Annotated in this window: 16 protein-coding genes; 7 read left to right on the plus strand and 9 right to left on the minus strand. The window is 66.0% G+C overall.

Annotation, left to right across the window (positions count from 1 at the left end; all coding sequences use genetic code 11):
* Positions 1-8: 8 nt before the first annotated feature.
* From gyrA to dnaA, 6 genes are all read right to left on the minus strand, one after another.
* Entirely contained in the window at positions 9-2,465 is a 2,457-nt protein-coding gene (gene gyrA / locus ACOQPD_RS10205; protein WP_420611855.1) for a DNA gyrase subunit A, read from the minus strand.
* Between the two features lie 17 nt (positions 2,466-2,482).
* The gene (gene gyrB / locus ACOQPD_RS10210; protein ID WP_420611856.1) at positions 2,483-4,390 is read right to left on the minus strand and encodes a DNA topoisomerase (ATP-hydrolyzing) subunit B; all 1,908 of its coding nucleotides are present in this window, start codon (positions 4,388-4,390) and stop codon (positions 2,483-2,485) included.
* A gap of 167 nt (positions 4,391-4,557) precedes the next feature.
* Positions 4,558-5,001 (minus strand): DUF721 domain-containing protein, encoded by a 444-nt coding sequence (locus ACOQPD_RS10215; protein WP_420611857.1) that lies wholly within the window; start codon positions 4,999-5,001, stop codon positions 4,558-4,560.
* Positions 4,998-6,092 (minus strand): DNA replication/repair protein RecF, encoded by a 1,095-nt coding sequence (recF, locus tag ACOQPD_RS10220; RefSeq protein WP_420611858.1) that lies wholly within the window; start codon positions 6,090-6,092, stop codon positions 4,998-5,000. Before recF ends, ACOQPD_RS10215 begins: the two co-directional genes overlap by 4 nt.
* Before the next feature lie 30 nt (positions 6,093-6,122).
* Positions 6,123-7,208, minus strand: coding sequence for a DNA polymerase III subunit beta (gene dnaN, locus ACOQPD_RS10225; RefSeq protein WP_420611859.1), 1,086 nt, complete (start codon positions 7,206-7,208; stop codon positions 6,123-6,125).
* A 296-nt stretch (positions 7,209-7,504) separates the two neighbouring features.
* On the minus strand, positions 7,505-8,881 hold the full coding sequence (gene dnaA / locus ACOQPD_RS10230) for a chromosomal replication initiator protein DnaA (RefSeq protein ID WP_420611860.1): 1,377 nt from the start codon (positions 8,879-8,881) through the stop codon (positions 7,505-7,507).
* Positions 8,882-9,451: 570 nt separating this feature from the next.
* On the opposite strand from dnaA, the gene rpmH reads away from it, so the two are divergent.
* From rpmH to ACOQPD_RS10265, 7 genes are all read left to right on the plus strand, one after another.
* Positions 9,452-9,586, plus strand: a complete 135-nt coding sequence (gene rpmH / locus ACOQPD_RS10235) for a 50S ribosomal protein L34 (protein WP_420611861.1) — start codon at positions 9,452-9,454, stop codon at positions 9,584-9,586.
* Positions 9,587-9,704: 118 nt separating this feature from the next.
* Positions 9,705-10,112, plus strand: coding sequence for a ribonuclease P protein component (gene rnpA / locus ACOQPD_RS10240; protein ID WP_420611862.1), 408 nt, complete (start codon positions 9,705-9,707; stop codon positions 10,110-10,112).
* A 41-nt stretch (positions 10,113-10,153) separates the two neighbouring features.
* Complete coding sequence (gene yidD, locus ACOQPD_RS10245) at positions 10,154-10,378, plus strand: membrane protein insertion efficiency factor YidD (protein WP_420611863.1); 225 nt, start codon at positions 10,154-10,156, stop codon at positions 10,376-10,378.
* Positions 10,375-11,226 carry a YidC/Oxa1 family membrane protein insertase gene (locus tag ACOQPD_RS10250; RefSeq protein ID WP_420611864.1) on the plus strand — a complete coding sequence of 284 codons (852 nt, stop codon included), beginning with the start codon at positions 10,375-10,377 and terminating at the stop codon, positions 11,224-11,226. The genes yidD and ACOQPD_RS10250 overlap by 4 nt, the downstream gene beginning before the upstream one ends.
* A gap of 4 nt (positions 11,227-11,230) precedes the next feature.
* A complete protein-coding gene (gene jag / locus ACOQPD_RS10255; RefSeq protein ID WP_420611865.1) occupies positions 11,231-12,133 on the plus strand; it encodes an RNA-binding cell elongation regulator Jag/EloR in 903 nt (300 codons plus the stop codon).
* A gap of 91 nt (positions 12,134-12,224) precedes the next feature.
* Positions 12,225-13,046 (plus strand): ParA family protein, encoded by an 822-nt coding sequence (locus ACOQPD_RS10260; protein WP_420611866.1) that lies wholly within the window; start codon positions 12,225-12,227, stop codon positions 13,044-13,046.
* Entirely contained in the window at positions 13,043-13,909 is an 867-nt protein-coding gene (locus tag ACOQPD_RS10265; RefSeq protein WP_420611867.1) for a ParB/RepB/Spo0J family partition protein, read from the plus strand. The genes ACOQPD_RS10260 and ACOQPD_RS10265 overlap by 4 nt, the downstream gene beginning before the upstream one ends.
* A gap of 218 nt (positions 13,910-14,127) precedes the next feature.
* On the opposite strand, the gene trxA is transcribed toward ACOQPD_RS10265, so the two are convergent.
* The 3 genes from trxA to ACOQPD_RS10280 form a co-directional block, all read right to left on the minus strand.
* Positions 14,128-14,451: a thioredoxin gene (trxA, locus tag ACOQPD_RS10270; RefSeq protein WP_420611868.1), complete on the minus strand. Its 324-nt coding sequence runs from the start codon at positions 14,449-14,451 to the stop codon at positions 14,128-14,130.
* Between the two features lie 103 nt (positions 14,452-14,554).
* Positions 14,555-15,475 carry a thioredoxin-disulfide reductase gene (gene trxB / locus ACOQPD_RS10275; RefSeq protein WP_420611869.1) on the minus strand — a complete coding sequence of 307 codons (921 nt, stop codon included), beginning with the start codon at positions 15,473-15,475 and terminating at the stop codon, positions 14,555-14,557.
* Positions 15,472-15,777: a hypothetical protein gene (locus tag ACOQPD_RS10280; RefSeq protein WP_420611870.1), complete on the minus strand. Its 306-nt coding sequence runs from the start codon at positions 15,775-15,777 to the stop codon at positions 15,472-15,474. The genes trxB and ACOQPD_RS10280 overlap by 4 nt, the downstream gene beginning before the upstream one ends.
* Between the last annotated feature and the right edge of the window lie 3 nt (positions 15,778-15,780).

Consider the following 15,780-nt stretch of genomic DNA (forward strand, 5'->3'; position numbering starts at 1 on the left):
CGCCTCCGTCACTTCGCGTCTGGGGAGAGGCTCGTGTCCATGGGAACGGGAGCGAAGCTGCTGACACTGGCCCCGCCGGGCAGGTTCATCACCTTGACGCCGCTGGCCACCCGGCTCTGGCGGCTGATCGAGTCCGTAGCCGTGCGGATGGCGACACCACCGGTCGAGACGATCATCACCTGGCTCCCCTCGACAACCGCTCGGGCGCCCACCACCTCACCCCGTACCTTGGTGAGCTTCATGGCCTTGATGCCCTTGCCGGCCCGGGCCTGGCACCTGAACAGCGCCGCCCGCACGCGCTTGCCGAAACCTCCGGAGGTCAGCAACAGGACGTCGTCGCCCTCCAGCGTGGCGGCTGCTCCCACCACCTCGTCCCCCGGATTGAGGCGGATCCCGATGACTCCCTGGGTGGCCCTGCCCCGGGCGCGAACATCGTCCTCGGAAAAGCGAATCCCCATTCCGCGGCGGGTGAAGAGAAGCAGGTCGCTCTTGCCGTCGGTGGAATGAACGGTCACCACCTCATCGTCATCGGCGAGCCGGATCGCCACCAGCCGGGCGTAGCGGCTGTCGTACTCCCGGAAGGCGGTGCGCTTGACCTTCCCCTTCCGGGTCACCATCACCATGTAGCGGTAGGACTCGTAGTCGCGGGTGTCCACGATCGCCTCGATGCGCTCCTGGGGATCCAGCGGCAGCACGCTGTGGGCGAGGACCCCTCTGGCGGTACGGGCCTTGCGGGGAATCTCGTGCGCCCGGACCCGGTAGACCCGTCCCCGGTTGGTGAAGAAGAGGAGGTAGGAGTGGGCGGTGGTATGGATCACATGGGTCAGGAAGTCGTCGCCGCGTAGCGCCGCCGCCTTGACCCCCTTCCCGCCCCGGCCCTGTGCCCGGTACGCGCTGGCCGCCACTGACTTGACGTATCCCTTGGCCGACACCGTGACGATGAGCTCTTCGTCGGCGATCAGGTCCTCGAGGGACAGCTCTGACTCGGCCGGCATGACCTGGGTACGGCGAGCGTTCCCGTGGGCCTTGCGGGTGGCCGAGAGCTCATCGGCGATGATCCGCCGGCGGCGGACAGGGCTGGCCAGGATGGCAGACAGCTCGGCGGTCAGCCGCATCAGGTCGGCGTGTTCGTTCCGCAGCTTGGTGGTCTCCAGCGAGGTAAGGCGCCGCAGGGCCATGTCCAGGATGGCTCGGGCCTGTATCTCCGAGAGCGGGAAGCGGTCCATGAGAGCGGACCGGGCCGAGACGGTGTCCTCGCTCCCCCGGATCAACGCAATCACCTCGTCGATGTTGTCAACCGCCACGATCAGCCCCTCGAGGACGTGAGCGCGGGCCTGCGCACGCGCCAGGCGGAAGCGGGTGCGGCGCTCGATCACCTCCATCTGGTGATCGAGGAAGTACTGCACCATCTCCGCGATATTGAGGGTGCGCGGTACCCCGTCCACCAGGGCCACCGTGTTGACGCCGAAGTTCTCCTCCAGGTTGGTGTGCTTGAACAGGTTGTTCAGCACGACCTTGGGGTTGACATCTTTCTTGAGCTCGATGACAAGCCGCACGCCCACGCGGGCGGACGACTCGTTGCGTAGGTCGGAGATACCCTCGAGGGTCTTCTGCTGGACAAGGGTGGCTATCCGCGCCATGACCCGATCCTGGCTCACCTGGTAGGGCAACTCGGTGACGACGATGGCGGTGCGGTTTCTACGGATCGGCTCGACGTCGGTAACCGCCCGCATCCGGACCGAGCCCCGCCCCGATACCAGCGCGTCCTTCACTCCCTTGGTCCCGATCACGTAGCCGCCGGTCGGGAAGTCGGGGCCCTTGACGATCGACAGGTACTCCTCGGGACCGGCATCCGGGTTCTCCAGCCCGAACAGGCAGGCGTCGATGACCTCCTGCAGGTTGTGGGGCGGGATGTTGGTGGCCATGCCCACCGCGATGCCCTGCGAGCCGTTCACCAGCAGGTTGGGGAAGCGGGCAGGGAGCACGACCGGCTCCTGCTCGGACCCGTCGAAGTTGTCGGCGAAGTCGACCGTGTCCTCGTCGATACCGTCGAGCAGCACCGCGGCCAGCTGGGCCAGCCTGCACTCCGTGTAGCGCATCGCCGCCGGCGGATCGTCAGTCGTGCCGAAGTTGCCCTGCGGATCGATGAGTGGATACCGGAGCGAGAAGGACTGACCCATCCTGACCAGGGCGTCGTAGATGGCGTCGTTGGAGTGCGGGTGGTACTTACCGATCACCTCCCCCACCACCGTCGCCGACTTGCGGTGTGAGCTCCGTGGGCCCACCCCCATGTCGTCCATGGCATAGATGATCCGCCTCTGAACCGGCTTGAGCCCGTCCCGCACATCGGGGAGCGCCCGTGACACGATCACGGACATGGCGTAGTCCACGAAGGACTTGGACATCTCGTCGTTTATATCGACCGCCAGCAGGGGGGCGGCGCCGCTCATCTCGAGTTCCGGCACGGTACGTTTCCTCCCGCTCAGATATCCAGGAACCGGACGTCGCCGGCGTTCTGCTGGATGAACTCCTTGCGAGCGGCCACGTCACCGCCCATCAAGGTCGAGAAGACGTGGTCGGCCTCCGCCGCGTCCTCCATGTTCACTTGAACCAGCGTCCGGGTATCGGGATGGAGAGCGGTGTCCCCCAGCTCGGAGTCGTTCATCTCCCCGAGCCCCTTGAACCGCGTGGGCCGGGCCTTCGGATGGGACTCCTTGAAGGCCTCCAGTTCGGCGTCGTCGGCCAGGTACCTGACCCGCCGCCCGACCTTGACCCGGTACAGGGGAGGCACGGCGATGTACACGTAGCCCGCTTCGATGAGGGGGCGCATGTGGCGAAAGAAGAAGGTCAGCAGGAGGGTCCGGATGTGGGCGCCGTCCACGTCGGCGTCCGTCAGCAGGATGACCTTGTGGTACCGCGCCTTGCCGATCTCGAAGTCCTCCCCGATACCGGTGCCGATCGCGGTGATTAGCGCCTGTATCTCCTTGTTGTGCAGTGCCCTGGCCAGACGGGCCTTCTCCACGTTCAGGATCTTGCCCCTGATCGGCAGCACCGCCTGGAACTTGGAGTCCCGCCCGTTCTTCGCCGGACCCGCCGCCGAATCCCCCTCCACGATGAACATCTCGGCGATTTCGGGATTGCCAGATGAGCAGTCCACCAGCTTGCCGGGCAACCGTGAGGACGCGAGCAACGACTTGCGCCTGATCACGTCGCGGGCCTTGCGGGCCGCCTCGCGGGCGTGCTGCGCCTGGCGGGCCTTCTCCACGATCCGCCGGGCGTCCGGCGAGTAGCGCTCCAACCACTCCGGCAGCATCCGGTTGAGCGACTTCTGTACGTAGCTGCGTATCTCGGTGTTGCCGAGCTTGGTCTTGGTCTGCCCCTCGAACTGAGGGTTGCGCACCTTCACCGAGACCACCGCGGTCAGGCCTTCCCGCACGTCCTCGCCGGTCAGGTTGCGATCCTTGTCCTTGAGCAGGTTCTTGGAGCGGGCGAATTCGTTGACGGCCTTCGTGAGGGCGGTGCGGAAGCCTTCCTCATGGGTCCCGCCTTCGTGGGTGTTGATGTTGTTGGCGAAGCTGATCAGGTTCTCGTTGAACGAGTTGGTCCACTGGAGAGCGACCTGCAGCTCCGCCTCGGGCGCCTCGTCCTCCAGGTAGAGGATCCGCCCGTGCAGGGCCTCGCGACGGCTGTTGAGGTGGAGGATGAAGTCCCGCAGACCGCCCTCGTAGCAGAAGGTGTCCGAGCGGCCGCCATCCCGCCTGTCCACCATGCTCACGCGGAGCCCCTTGTTGAGGAAGGCCAGCTCCCGGAGCCGCTGCGCCACCGTGGCGTACTTGAAATCGACCGTATCGGTGAACACTTCGGGGTCGGGCCAGAAGGTGATGGTGGTGCCGGTCTTGCGGGCCGGGCGGCCCTTCGCCAGCGGCCCGGTCGCCTTGCCGCGCGCGAATGACTGCGACCAGTGGAAGCCGTCTCGCACCACTTCGGCCACGAACCGGCTGGAGAGGGCGTTCACCACCGATATGCCCACCCCGTGGAGGCCTCCCGAGACGGTGTAGGCGCCCTCCTCGAACTTGCCTCCGGCGTGCAGGGTGGTGAGCACCGTCGTGAGCGCCGACTTCCGGGTCTGGGTGTGCTGCGCCACCGGGATGCCGCGACCGTCGTCGGACACGCGGCAGCTTCCGTCCGCCTCCAGCACCACGTCGATGGTGGTGGCGAAGCCGGCCATGGCCTCGTCGACCGAGTTGTCCACCACTTCCCAGACGAGGTGGTGGAGACCCCGAGGGCCGGTGGTGCCGATGTACATGCCGGGCCGGTGGCGGACCGCCTCGATACCCGGCAACACCTTGATATCGCTCGCGCCATAGCTCGAGGGTCGGTCCAGGGTCACATGCAGTCCTTGGTCGTGCGGAGGGCCGCGCAAGCGGGCCGGTGGGACTCGTCCACCGTCATCGGATTGTACCCGACCCTGGACTCAAAGCCAATCTTCAAGCCGCTTAGAAATAGCGTGTGACCTGCGGGTTTATACAAACTGGCTCCCATGGGCGCGCTCACTCCTCACCACCCCCTCCGCCACGGTGGTCCGACCACCCGCACGGAGGTCACGAAGGACCTGCCGAAGCGCTCCGCGATACGTAGCACGAGCCGCTCGGCGTCGTGCCGGAGCATGCGGACCAGCCGCGGGTCAGAGGCTTCTACCAACAGCTCCCCGTTAGATACCACCACCGGGACCGAATTGGAACCCCATTGTGGGCCCGCCACCTCCTCCCAGCGCTCTTCGAGCTCCTGAACCCGGTCCAGGTCGGCCACCCCGAGGCCGGCCAGGATGGTCTGGATCAGGTCTCCGAACGACACCATCTCGCCGGCCTGCTTCGCCTTCCGCCTCTGATGGCTGCGCTCGAGCTCCTGGATTTCCCGGAGGATGCGCAGGGCTCGGGACTCGGCGCCGTCGAAAGATGCCAGTGCCTCCTCCACCTGGTCGGGCGACCAACGTTCGGTCATCCCAGGATCCCATTCTCGAGGCGCCAGCGGCGGCCGGCCGGCAGGGGGACGTCCTCGTCCCGAGCTGTCGAGATGAAGGTCTGGGCGGCAGGTAACGATCGGGCGAGCGCCGCCGAGCGCTCGGTGTCGAGCTCCGAGAAGATGTCATCCAGCAGGAGCAGCGGGGGTCGGCCCACCGACTGCTCCACCGCCCGGTGGGATGCCAGGCGGAGGGCAAGGGTGAGGGTCCGCTGCTCGCCCTGGCTGGCCTGGATCCGCGAGTCCCGGTCGTCGAGGAGCAGCTTCACATCGTCGCGGTGGAGCCCCACCGTCGAGACCCGCCGCTCGACATCGGCGGGCCGGGCCTCGCAAAGGGCCGCCCGGAGGGCCGCCTCCCAGCCAGGCCGGTCCGAGGCGGCCGCGGCGCCCCACCCCGACCGGTAGTCGATCCGCACCCTGGTGTCATCGCCCGCCAGCGCCCGGTAAGCGGAGCCGGATCGGTCCTCGATGGCATCCACCACGGCCCGGCGGCGAGCCATGACCCGCGCGCCCGCTCGGCTGAGCCGCTCGTCCCAGACCTCCAACGTAATCGGATCGGTCCGGCGACCCATCTGCTTGAGCAACATGTTCCGCTGGCGGAGGGCTCGCTCGTATTCCAGCTGGTCGCGGTACGCACCGGGCCACAGCTGGACCGCCACCGAGTCGAGCAGGTCCCTCCGCCGGGAGGGACCCCGCTTGATCAGGTCCAGATCATCCGGCAGGAAGGTAACCATGCGCACCTCCCCCACCAGGTCGGCCAGACGGGCCAACCGGGTTCCGTTGACCTGAGCACGGCGACGACCGGCCCTCGGCAGCTCCACCTCGATCCGGGTGGTCCTGTCCGGCGTCACCACCTCCCCCCGGAGGACCGACCGCTCCGCGCCCGTCCGGATCAGGGCGGCATCCGGAATCCCCCGGAAGGACCGCAGAGAGGCCAGGTAGCCCACTGCCTCCAGGAGATTGGTCTTGCCGGACGCGTTACGACCCACCACCACGTTGATCCTCGGATCCGGCACCCAGCGCATGCGCCGATAGCTACGGAAGTCGGAGACCTCCAGCCAGGAAAGCCTCACGGCGGGGCGCCTCGTCGAGCCGCGGCGCCCTCAGACGCGCACGGGCATCAGCAGGTAGCGGAAGCTACGGCCCCCGTCAGCCCTGATGATGCTGGGCCGGTTGCTGTCCTTCACCTCCATCCGGATCACGGGGCCGGGCACCGCCGAGATCCCGTCGTGGAGGTACCGGGCGTTGAAGGCGATGTTCAGCTCGTCGAGGTCACCGCTGACGGTGGCCTCGAGCATCTCGACCTCCCCACCCAGATCGTTCCGGCTCACCGACATCTCAACCGCGTCCGGCGTGATGTTCAACCGCACCGGAATATGATCGTCCGCCACCACTGCGGCCCGGCCCACCGCCTCCAGTATCCGCTCCTTGTCGAACTCCACCGCGGCCGGGTAATCGTCCGGCAGCAACTGCCGGTAGTTGGGGAACGTGCCTTCGATCAGGCGGATACTCAACGAACCCCGGTCGGACGCGAAGACGACCTCCCGCTCGCGGATCGCCACCCGGACCTGCTCGGCGGCCACGGTCCGCGCCAACTCCTTGAGCCCTCGCGCCGGAATCAGCGCCGCATCCCCGACTTGCAGCCCGGGTAGGTTGCGGATCGCCAGGCGGTAGCTGTCGGTTGCCACGAGCCGCAAGCCCTCCTCGTAGTTCTCCATCAGAACACCCGTGAGGATCGGCCGGGACGCGTCGTTGGAGGCCGCCACGAGCACCTGAGAGAGCGCCTCCACCAGCAGGTTCCCGTCGACCTCGACCGCTCCCGCCAAGTCGGGCTCGGGTAGCTTCGGATAGTCCTCCAGCGCCAGCACCCGGATCGTGAACGTCGGTCCATTGCCGGACAACTCGACCGCCCCGTCCTCCAGACGCACCGACACCGCTCCCTCGGGCATTTTCCGGATAGCGTCGGTCATCACGCGGCCCGGGACCAGAAACGCGCCCGGTTCGAGGACCTCCACCTTCGCGGAGGTCCGGATCGTGACCTCCGTGTCGCTTCCGGTGATTTCAAGTTGTCCGTCCTCGGCCTGGCAACGAACTCCCTGGAGCGTGGGGAGAGCCGTCTTGACTCCCGCACCCCGGTTCGCGCGACCGAATGCCTCGGCCAGATCATCCCGATCAGCTCGGATATGCACTGCTAGATCCTTCCCGGTCTCGACTACTAGTTTCTTATTTTCTCTACCAGAAGTGGTAGTAGGCCCTGTGGAATGTGGATAGATATCCATCCAAGCCGGCCTGTCGCGGGCGGCAAAGCTACCCGGCAGGCCGACCGCGGCAACTGACATCCCAGGTCAGAGGGCCGGCTTCGTGACCTCGCTGGCATTGATGGGTGACTGCTCATCGTGCGGCCGGGTACGTCAGGCAATCGGGGGATTATCGCCGATCTTATACCCAGGTCCGCTCGAGCAGAGTGGGCGCCTGGGGAAGACCCTCATCTTTTCCACAGGATTCCGGACAGGTGTGAGATCTGCCGCGCCAACTCCGGATCCTTGGTGAGAAGCTTCTTGATCTTGTTGATGCCATGCATGACCGTGGTGTGGTCGCGTCCTCCGAGAACCTTGCCGATCTTGGGAAGCGACAGGTCGGTGAGCTCCCGGCAGAGGTACATCGCAATTTGCCGGTGGGTGGCGAGCGGCTGCACCCGGCTGGGGCCTTGGAGGTCGGCAAGATCATGGCCGTACGTGGCGGCCGTGACTTCAAGTATCTCCGGACCCGACGGTGGCGTGGTTGCCGGGTCGGGTATGAGACCGCGAAGCTCCGAGCGGGCCAGCTCTACGGAGATCTTCTGGTCGGTGAGGGCGGCGCAGGCGGTAACCCGGGTGAGTGCTCCCTCGAGTTCTCGGATGTTGTCCGTGACGTGGCGGGCGATGAACTCGAGCACCTCGTCGGGCACGGGGGTCGAGGCGTAGTCCGTAGCGTTGCGACGCAGGATCGCCAGGCGGGTCTCGAGGTCGGGTGGGCCGATGTCGGCCAGCAGGCCCCACTGGAAGCGGGATCGGAGCCGGTCCGCGATACCGAGGTCCTTGGGCGGCCGGTCGCAGGACAGAACCATCTGGTGACCCAGCTCGTGGAGTGTGTTGAAGGTGTGGAACACCTCCTCGAGTACCTGCTCCTTGCCCTCGAAGAACTGGATGTCGTCGAGCAGGAGCACGTCGATGGTCCGGTAGCGATGCTTGAAGGAGTCCATCCGTCTGGTCCGGATGCCGTCCACGAACTCGTTGAAGAAGTTCTCGGAGGTCATGTAACGGACGGTCGCGGTCGGCAGGTGGGTGCGGGTGTAGTGGCCGATGGCATGGAGGAGATGGGTCTTGCCCAGGCCGGCGCCGCCGTAGATGAACAGCGGGTTGTAGTTCTGGCCGGGGCCTTCGGAGACCCGTTTGGCCGCTGCCAGGGCGAGTTGGTTGGATTGGCCGGCAACGAATGTGTCGAAGACGTACTTGCTGAGGAACTTGGGGGGGTGGGCCGGCGCCTGGTTGCGGTTAGTCGCCGGTGCTTCCTCCGGTGCGCGGTCACCGAGCCGATCGGGCGCCGGGGATGGCTCTTCGGTGACGTCGGGCCGGTCGGTGATGAGGTACTCGATCACGGTCTGCGGTCCGAACGTGGCGGCCGCCACCTCGTCGATCGTGGTCTGGTAGTTGGTGCGGAGCCATCGGATGTGGAAATCGGACGGCGCTACCAGGTAGAGGGTCTCCTCCACGACTTCGTGGCGTACGGAGGTGAACCACTTCTTCCAGCCCTCCGGTCCGACCCGGGTTCTCAAGGCGGATGAGAAGTCGGGATCATGCTGCGCGAGTTCGGGCTTAGACAAGTATTCCTCCGCCCGGCGGGGTGTACGGGGTGCGGTTACCTACAGCACTGTCCACAGATGTGGATAACAGGGCATGGGGCTGGCCACGCCGCTCCATCCCGTGCCCGGCAATACTCCACTTGGTCTGGTGGCCGAGCTCCAGTTGCTGCGCACGGAAGACCCCCCTGGGGATGTGGGATCGGGTGAGCCCGGCAGGACGTCATCCTACGTCGCCGCATCCCGCGCTGCACGAGCCGAAATCCATCCGGGGAAGGCCTGGCTGCGAGGCGACGCGGCGGCATAACACCATGTCAGCCAGGTAAGTGGATGCATGTCCGAGCGCGAGGTAGTTCCCTGTGGAGTTTTTGCCGTTCTGGCGGGATTATTTCGCGTTCTTGGAGAACAGGATGCAGTGCGTCAGGCGCCCGTAGCAGCGGGCAGGCGCCGTGTCCGGATCATCTTTGCAAAACGGACAGGATGCCCTTATTCTTGCGAGACCTCAAGGAAGTGTCGGCAGGCCCCGGCCCTGACCGGGCACGCCGTTTCCCCACACCGGGCACCGTTCCCGGGTTGTCCGATAAGGGACCCCGAATGAAGCGCACTTACCAACCGAACAATCGCCGCAGAAAGCGCAAGCACGGGTTCCGGCATCGTATCCGAACGCGCCAGGGCCGCGCCATCCTGAGTAGACGGCGCCAGAAGGGCCGCCAGCGGCTCTCCGCCTGAGCAGGTGGGTGACCCGCCGCGATACGAGTGGGCGGCCGGGGAGCCGCTCAAGCCACACATTCCTTGGGTATAGCCCGGTAAGGGCCGGCACACCGACCGCGAGAGAGAAGATTCACGAATGACGACCGCGCCGAGCACGGCTCCCTCCGTGTCCCCCGGACCCTCCTTTCCGGATTCGACCGGTCGCCTCGGTCGGTTCCGACGCCTGAGCGGCACGGGGGCGTTCAATGAGGTGCTACGCCGGGGCCGGTGGATCCGGCGGGGTGGCATCACGCTGGTCGCCCACCCGCGGTCTGGTGGTCAGCCGAGGATCGGTCTGGTGGTGAGCCGCCGGGTCGGCGGCGCGGTGGTGCGGAACCGGGCCAAGCGGCGCCTTCGGGCGGTATGGCGCGAGGTGACGCCCGCGCCGGCGACCGACTACGTGGTCATAGCCACGCCGGTCGTGGCCACGGCGCCCTTCCGAGAGCTACGCGGATGGGTTCGGGACGCGGTCTCGTCCACGTTCCCAGGTTCGAGGACGCGGTGAGGCCATCGGAGCCGGCGGGCTCGGCGGCGAGGCTGCCGGCCATGGCGGGTCAGGGCCTCATCCGCGTATGGCAGCACACTATCGGGCCGATGATCCCGAGTTCGTGCCGCTTCCTCCCCTCGTGTTCCCGCTACACCTACGAGGCGCTCGGCGAGCACGGGTTCTGGCGGGGTGCCTGGTTCGGGCTGAAGCGCCTCGGCCGATGCCATCCCTGGTCTCCGGGAGGATACGATCCGGTTCCTGATAGAAGGGCGATCAGCCGGTGAGCGAGATATGGAACGGTCTTCAGGCCCTTCTCGGTACTATCCTTTCCTTTTTCTACGATCTCGTTCCCAACTATGGCATTGCCATTATAGGCCTTACCATCGTTGTCAACCTGTTGGTATTCCCGCTCACTCTCAAGCAGGTCCGGTCGACCCGGGCGATGCAGGAGATCCAGCCGGAGATGGAGCGGCTCCGGAGGGAGTACAAGGGCGACCAGGAGACGATCAACCAGAAGGTCATGGAGCTCTATCGCGAGCGAGGTGTCAGCCCCTTCGGATGCGTGCTCCCCCTGCTGGTGCAGATGCCGGTCTGGTTCGCGCTGTTCCGGGTGCTGCGGGATCCGGCCAACAGCCTGCCGTCGGACTCGGAGCTGCTGGTGGCGGCGTCCGAAGGCGCGCTGCGGTTCCTGACGATGGATCTCGACCTCGCCCCGTCCGAGGTGGTGAGCTCGCAAGGGCTGTTCGCAGTGGCCACGGTTCCCTACCTGCTGCTGGTCGGGTTCGTGATACTTACCGGTTACCTGCAACAGAAGTTGTTGAGCCCTCCGAAGCAATCTAATGTGAGTAATCCACAGGCAGAGGCTGTTCAGCGGATGACGAAGATCTTGCCGTTGATGTTCGGTGTGATTTCGTATATCTGGCCGTCAGGACTCAACCTCTACTTCGCCACCAGTAACGTTTTCCGGACCGGCCAGCAGTTGCTGATCTTCAAGATCGACGGGCGCCCCGGCACTCCGGACGGCGGGAAGCCGGCAACGAAGGAGCCCGACGAAGGCAAGCCCGATAACGGCACGAAACCGCCCCGCCCGCAGGGCTCAACCAAGAAACAACGCAGACGGAGGAGAAGGTAGATCGATGGTGGAGTGGGTCGAGGTCAAAGGCGCATCCGTTGAACTGGCCGTTCAGGCCGCTCTCGAAGAACTCGGTATCCAAGATGCCGAACGGGCGGAGGTCAAGGTGCTGCAGGACCCGAAGCCGGGATTCCTCGGTATCGGGAGGCAGGATGCCATCGTACGGGTCAAACCGAAGACCCGGGGACGCAAGGGCCGGCCCGGTCGTGGCAGGCATAGGAAGAGGAAGGCATCGCGCAAACCAGGTTCTGAGAGGAGTGTCCCGTCGAAGGGTCGCACCAAGGCCGGAGGAGGAGCCGCTAAGGCGAAGAGCCGGCAGGCGAATCGGAAGGCGGGCGGCAGACCCGGCGGAGGCGCACAGTCCGGCCGCGGTAGGAAACAGCAGGCGGGTAAAGGCCGAAGGGCAGAAGGAGAGGTCGAAGCGGTGGCGGGTGACGGTAAAGCTGGCGAGACCTTGGGCGCCGAGCAGGCCGAGGTGGTTCGGGAGTTCTTGGACGGCCTTCTGAAGGAGTTCGGGCTGGAGGGTGACGTCGATTCCGGATTCGACGGAAAGTTGGTGCGCGCCGATATAACGGGCGAGCAGACCCAGGCGCTGATAGGCCCGAAGGCTTCCATCATGCACGCCGTCCACGAGCTGACGAGGACGATCGTGCAGCGTAAGACGGCTCGCGGTTGCCGCTTGCGGCTCGACATCGCCGGCTACGGCGAGAAACGTCGCCAGGCGCTCAGAATCTACGCAGGCCAGCTGGCCGAGCAGGTGCTGGACGAGGGGGGAGAGGTCATGCTCGAGCCCATGAACGCGGTCGACCGCAAGGTGGTGCACGACGCGGTGGCGAAGACTGATGGGGTTAGGTCCTACTCGGAGGGAGCGGAACCGCGGCGTTCGGTGGTCATTTCCCTCGACTGAGACCCGGAAGGCGCCATCACCCTCAACCTCACTACCTTCATGTTTCACGTGAAACCATGAGCCACGGAGAGAGCCATTCTAGAATGGAGCCGTGCTCAACCGGTCAGTGAATCCACCTGAAGGCGCCCGGCGGGGCCTGGTTGTGGCGATCGCCAACCAGAAGGGCGGTGTCGGGAAGACGACCACGGCCATCAATCTGGGCGCTAACTTGGCGCTGCGCGGACACCGCGTCCTTCTCCTGGACTTGGATCCGCAGGGCAACGCCAGCACCGGACTGGGGGTCCGGATAGCCGATGGCAGCCGGTCGATATACAGTGCCCTCATCGGTCAGCGCACGCTTGAGGAGATCGTGGTGCCGACCGGGGTGGACAACCTTGCCCTGGCGCCGTCGAGCATCGACCTGGCGGGCGCCGAACTGGAAATGGTGCCCATGCTGAGTCGGGAGCAGCGTCTGGCGGCGGCGATCACCCCGGTGGCGGGGGACTACGACACTATCCTGGTCGACTGCGCCCCGAGCCTGGGCCTGCTCACCATCAACGCGCTGGCGGCGGCCGACGAACTCCTCATCCCGGTCCAATGCGAGTTCTACGCGTTGGAAGGGCTCGGTCAGCTCATGGACAGCATCGACCTGGTACGCGAGAGCCTTAATACAGGCCTGCACATAGGTAGCGTCCTGTTAACTATGTTCGATGCTCGTACAAAGCTCTCTACCGATGTTGCTATCCAGATCCGTAACTACTTCGGCGAGCGGGTCTTTCGCACCGTGATCCCGCGATCGATACGACTGTCGGAGGCGCCGTCATACGGCGAGCCGATCGAGGTCTATGACCGGATGAGCCCGGGGGCGGTCGCCTATCGCTATGTCGCCATCGAGTTCCTTCAGAGACACCGACAACAGGAGCAAGAACAATGACCACCCGCCGATCAGGTCTCGGCAAGGGCCTGGAAGCCCTCATCCCGCCGCCCAGGCGCAGCAACCTGCAGAGGATCGCCATCAGCCGGATCCGCGCCAACCCGAACCAGCCGCGGCAGGGGTTCGATGCGGACGCGCTGGAGACGCTGGCCGCCTCGATCCGGCAGCTGGGCGTTCTGCAGCCGGTGGTCGTGCGGCCCGAGGGTCCCGACTACGTGCTGATCGCCGGCGAGCGGCGCTGGCGCGCGGCTCGGGAGGCCGGCCTGGCCGAGTTGCCTGCCCTGATCCGGGAAACGGATGAGGCGGGGACAGTTACGGAGGCACTGGTCGAGAACCTTCTGCGTGAGGACCTCAACCCGCTCGAGGAAGCGGCCGCCTTCCACCAACTCGAGGACGAGTTCGGCATGACCCATGCGGAGATCGGGGAGAAGGTGGGCCGGAGCCGGGCCGCCGTGACGAACGCTCTCCGCCTGCTCAAGCTCCCCCCGGCGATCCAGGCCCTGGTCGCCTCCCGTGATCTGTCAGCGGGACACGCCCGCGCCCTGCTGGGACTCGAGGACCAGGCTCTGGCCCGACACCTGGCAGACCGAGCGGTAGGCGAGGGATGGTCGGTCCGGCAACTCGAGGAGGCGGTGCGCCTCGGCAAGGGAATGACCCGGGACAACGCAAGGCGCCGCCCGGCCGAACCCCGTCCGGCAGTGATCGTCGAGTTGGAGAATCGCCTGGCCGAGCAGCTCGGCACCTCCGTGGACATCCGCTACAAGGAGCGCAAGAGCGGCGCCGTCGACGGCCGGGTGGTCCTCAGATTCAGCGGCCTCGATCAACTGGAGCAGATCTACAGGCGGTTCTTCCCGCCATCCTGACCGCTTGATCGTGGTCGGTCTGTGTTGCGGTCGGCGTGATCTGGACCACCACCGACGCCTCTGGCTGCGTCCTGCCTCCTCAACGTACCCTGCGGGTACGCCTTCGTCAGCAGTCCTTGCCATAGACGCCGCTGGCGGCGCCATATCCCACCGCCGCGCCACAGACCGACCACGGGGACCCGCGATGGCAAAACGAACGCGCATGGCGCGGACACGCCCTAGTTGACCCACTCCCGGAGCTCAGCCAGGATGGCGGCCTTGGGTCGGGCCCCGACGATCCGCTTCTTCTCCACGCCGTCCTGGAACACCACCATGGTGGGAATGCTCATCACCTGATACTGGAACGGGGTCTGCTGGTTCTCGTCGATATTGAGCTTGGCGATGGTGATCTTGTCGCCGTGGTCGGCGGCGATCTCCGCCAGCAGGGGTGCCACCAGGCGGCACGGGCCGCACCACTCCGCCCAGAAATCGACCAGTACCGGCTTGCTGCCGGCGACGGCCTGCGCGAACTCGGCGTCGGTAAGTGTTACGACGTCAGCCATGACCTGGATCCTCCTTGGATATATGGTTGTTGATGTTACGGTGGTGTACCGTATTACAGCCTTTTCTGGTGATAACTCGTATGTGGTCCCGGTGCTGTGGAACTCATTCCCGGGCCTCGAGCCATCGCTCAGCGTCGATCGCCGCCGCGCAGCCGGTTCCGGCGGCCGTCACCGCTTGGCGGTAGACCTTGTCCACCACATCCCCCGAGGCGAACACACCGTCCACGTTCGTGATGGTGCTGCGACCCGGCAGCCGGATGTAACCCTGGCTGTCCAGGTCGATCTGGCCGCGGAACAGCTCGGTATTGGGGATGTGACCGATCGCGATGAAGACTCCGTCGGTGGCGTGCTCACGGGTGTCCCCGCTGATGACGTCCCGTAGCGTTACGCCTGCCACCGTCGACTCACCCAGGACCTCCTCCACGGTGGTGTTCCACAGGACGTCGATCTTCTCGTTGGCCAGTGCCCGGCCGGCCATGATCCGGGAAGCCCGGAACCGGTCCCGCCGGTGCACGATTGTCACGCCCGAGGCGAACTTGGTCAGGAACAGAGCTTCCTCCATCGCCGAGTCGCCGCCGCCCACCACCACCAGGTCCTTGCCCCGGAAGAAGAATCCGTCACAGGTGGCGCAGGCCGAAACGCCCCGGCCGATGAGCGCCTCCTCGCCGGGTACTCCGAGAAAGCGGGCGGTGGCGCCCGTGGCGATGATCACCGCCCGGGCCGTGTGACGGTCCGACCCCACCGACACCTCGAACGGCTGCCGGGAGAAATCGACGGAGGTGACGTCAGAGGCGACCAGGGTGGCGCCGAAGCGCTCAGCCTGCTTGCGAAAGCGCTCCATGAGTTCGGGACCCATGATCCCGTCGGGGAATCCCGGGTAGTTCTCCACGTCGGTGGTGATCATCAGCTGTCCGCCCGCCGCGACTCCTTCGAAGACCAGCGGGGATAGGTCGGCCCGGGCCGCGTAGAGGGCGGCGGTGAGCCCGGCGGGGCCTGATCCGATGATGATCAGGTTCCGGGTCATTCGGTTCCTCCGGGTGGCTGTTCGTCAGGTACGTTCCTGCCCTTCCGCCATGACAACCATCCGGCGGCCAGAAATAATCCCCCGAATGCGGCGTATGCCCCGGTGGCGCCCGTGGCCATCGCCAGGAGGCGGAAAAGGGCGACGCTGATCAGGACGAGCGCTACCAGGATGAGCATCACGGCGGCCATGCCGAAGGCGGCCAGAGTGATCCCGCGGTCGAGCCGGTCCACGGTCAGCGAACGAACTCTGGTGGCGATCCCTTCCAGCAGATCGGCAAAGCGAGCGGCGTAGCTCTCCTTCACACG

The organism is Candidatus Spongiisocius sp. (assembly GCF_965221825.1).
In the GTDB taxonomy this organism is placed as follows: Bacteria; Actinomycetota; Acidimicrobiia; order Spongiisociales; family Spongiisociaceae; genus Spongiisocius.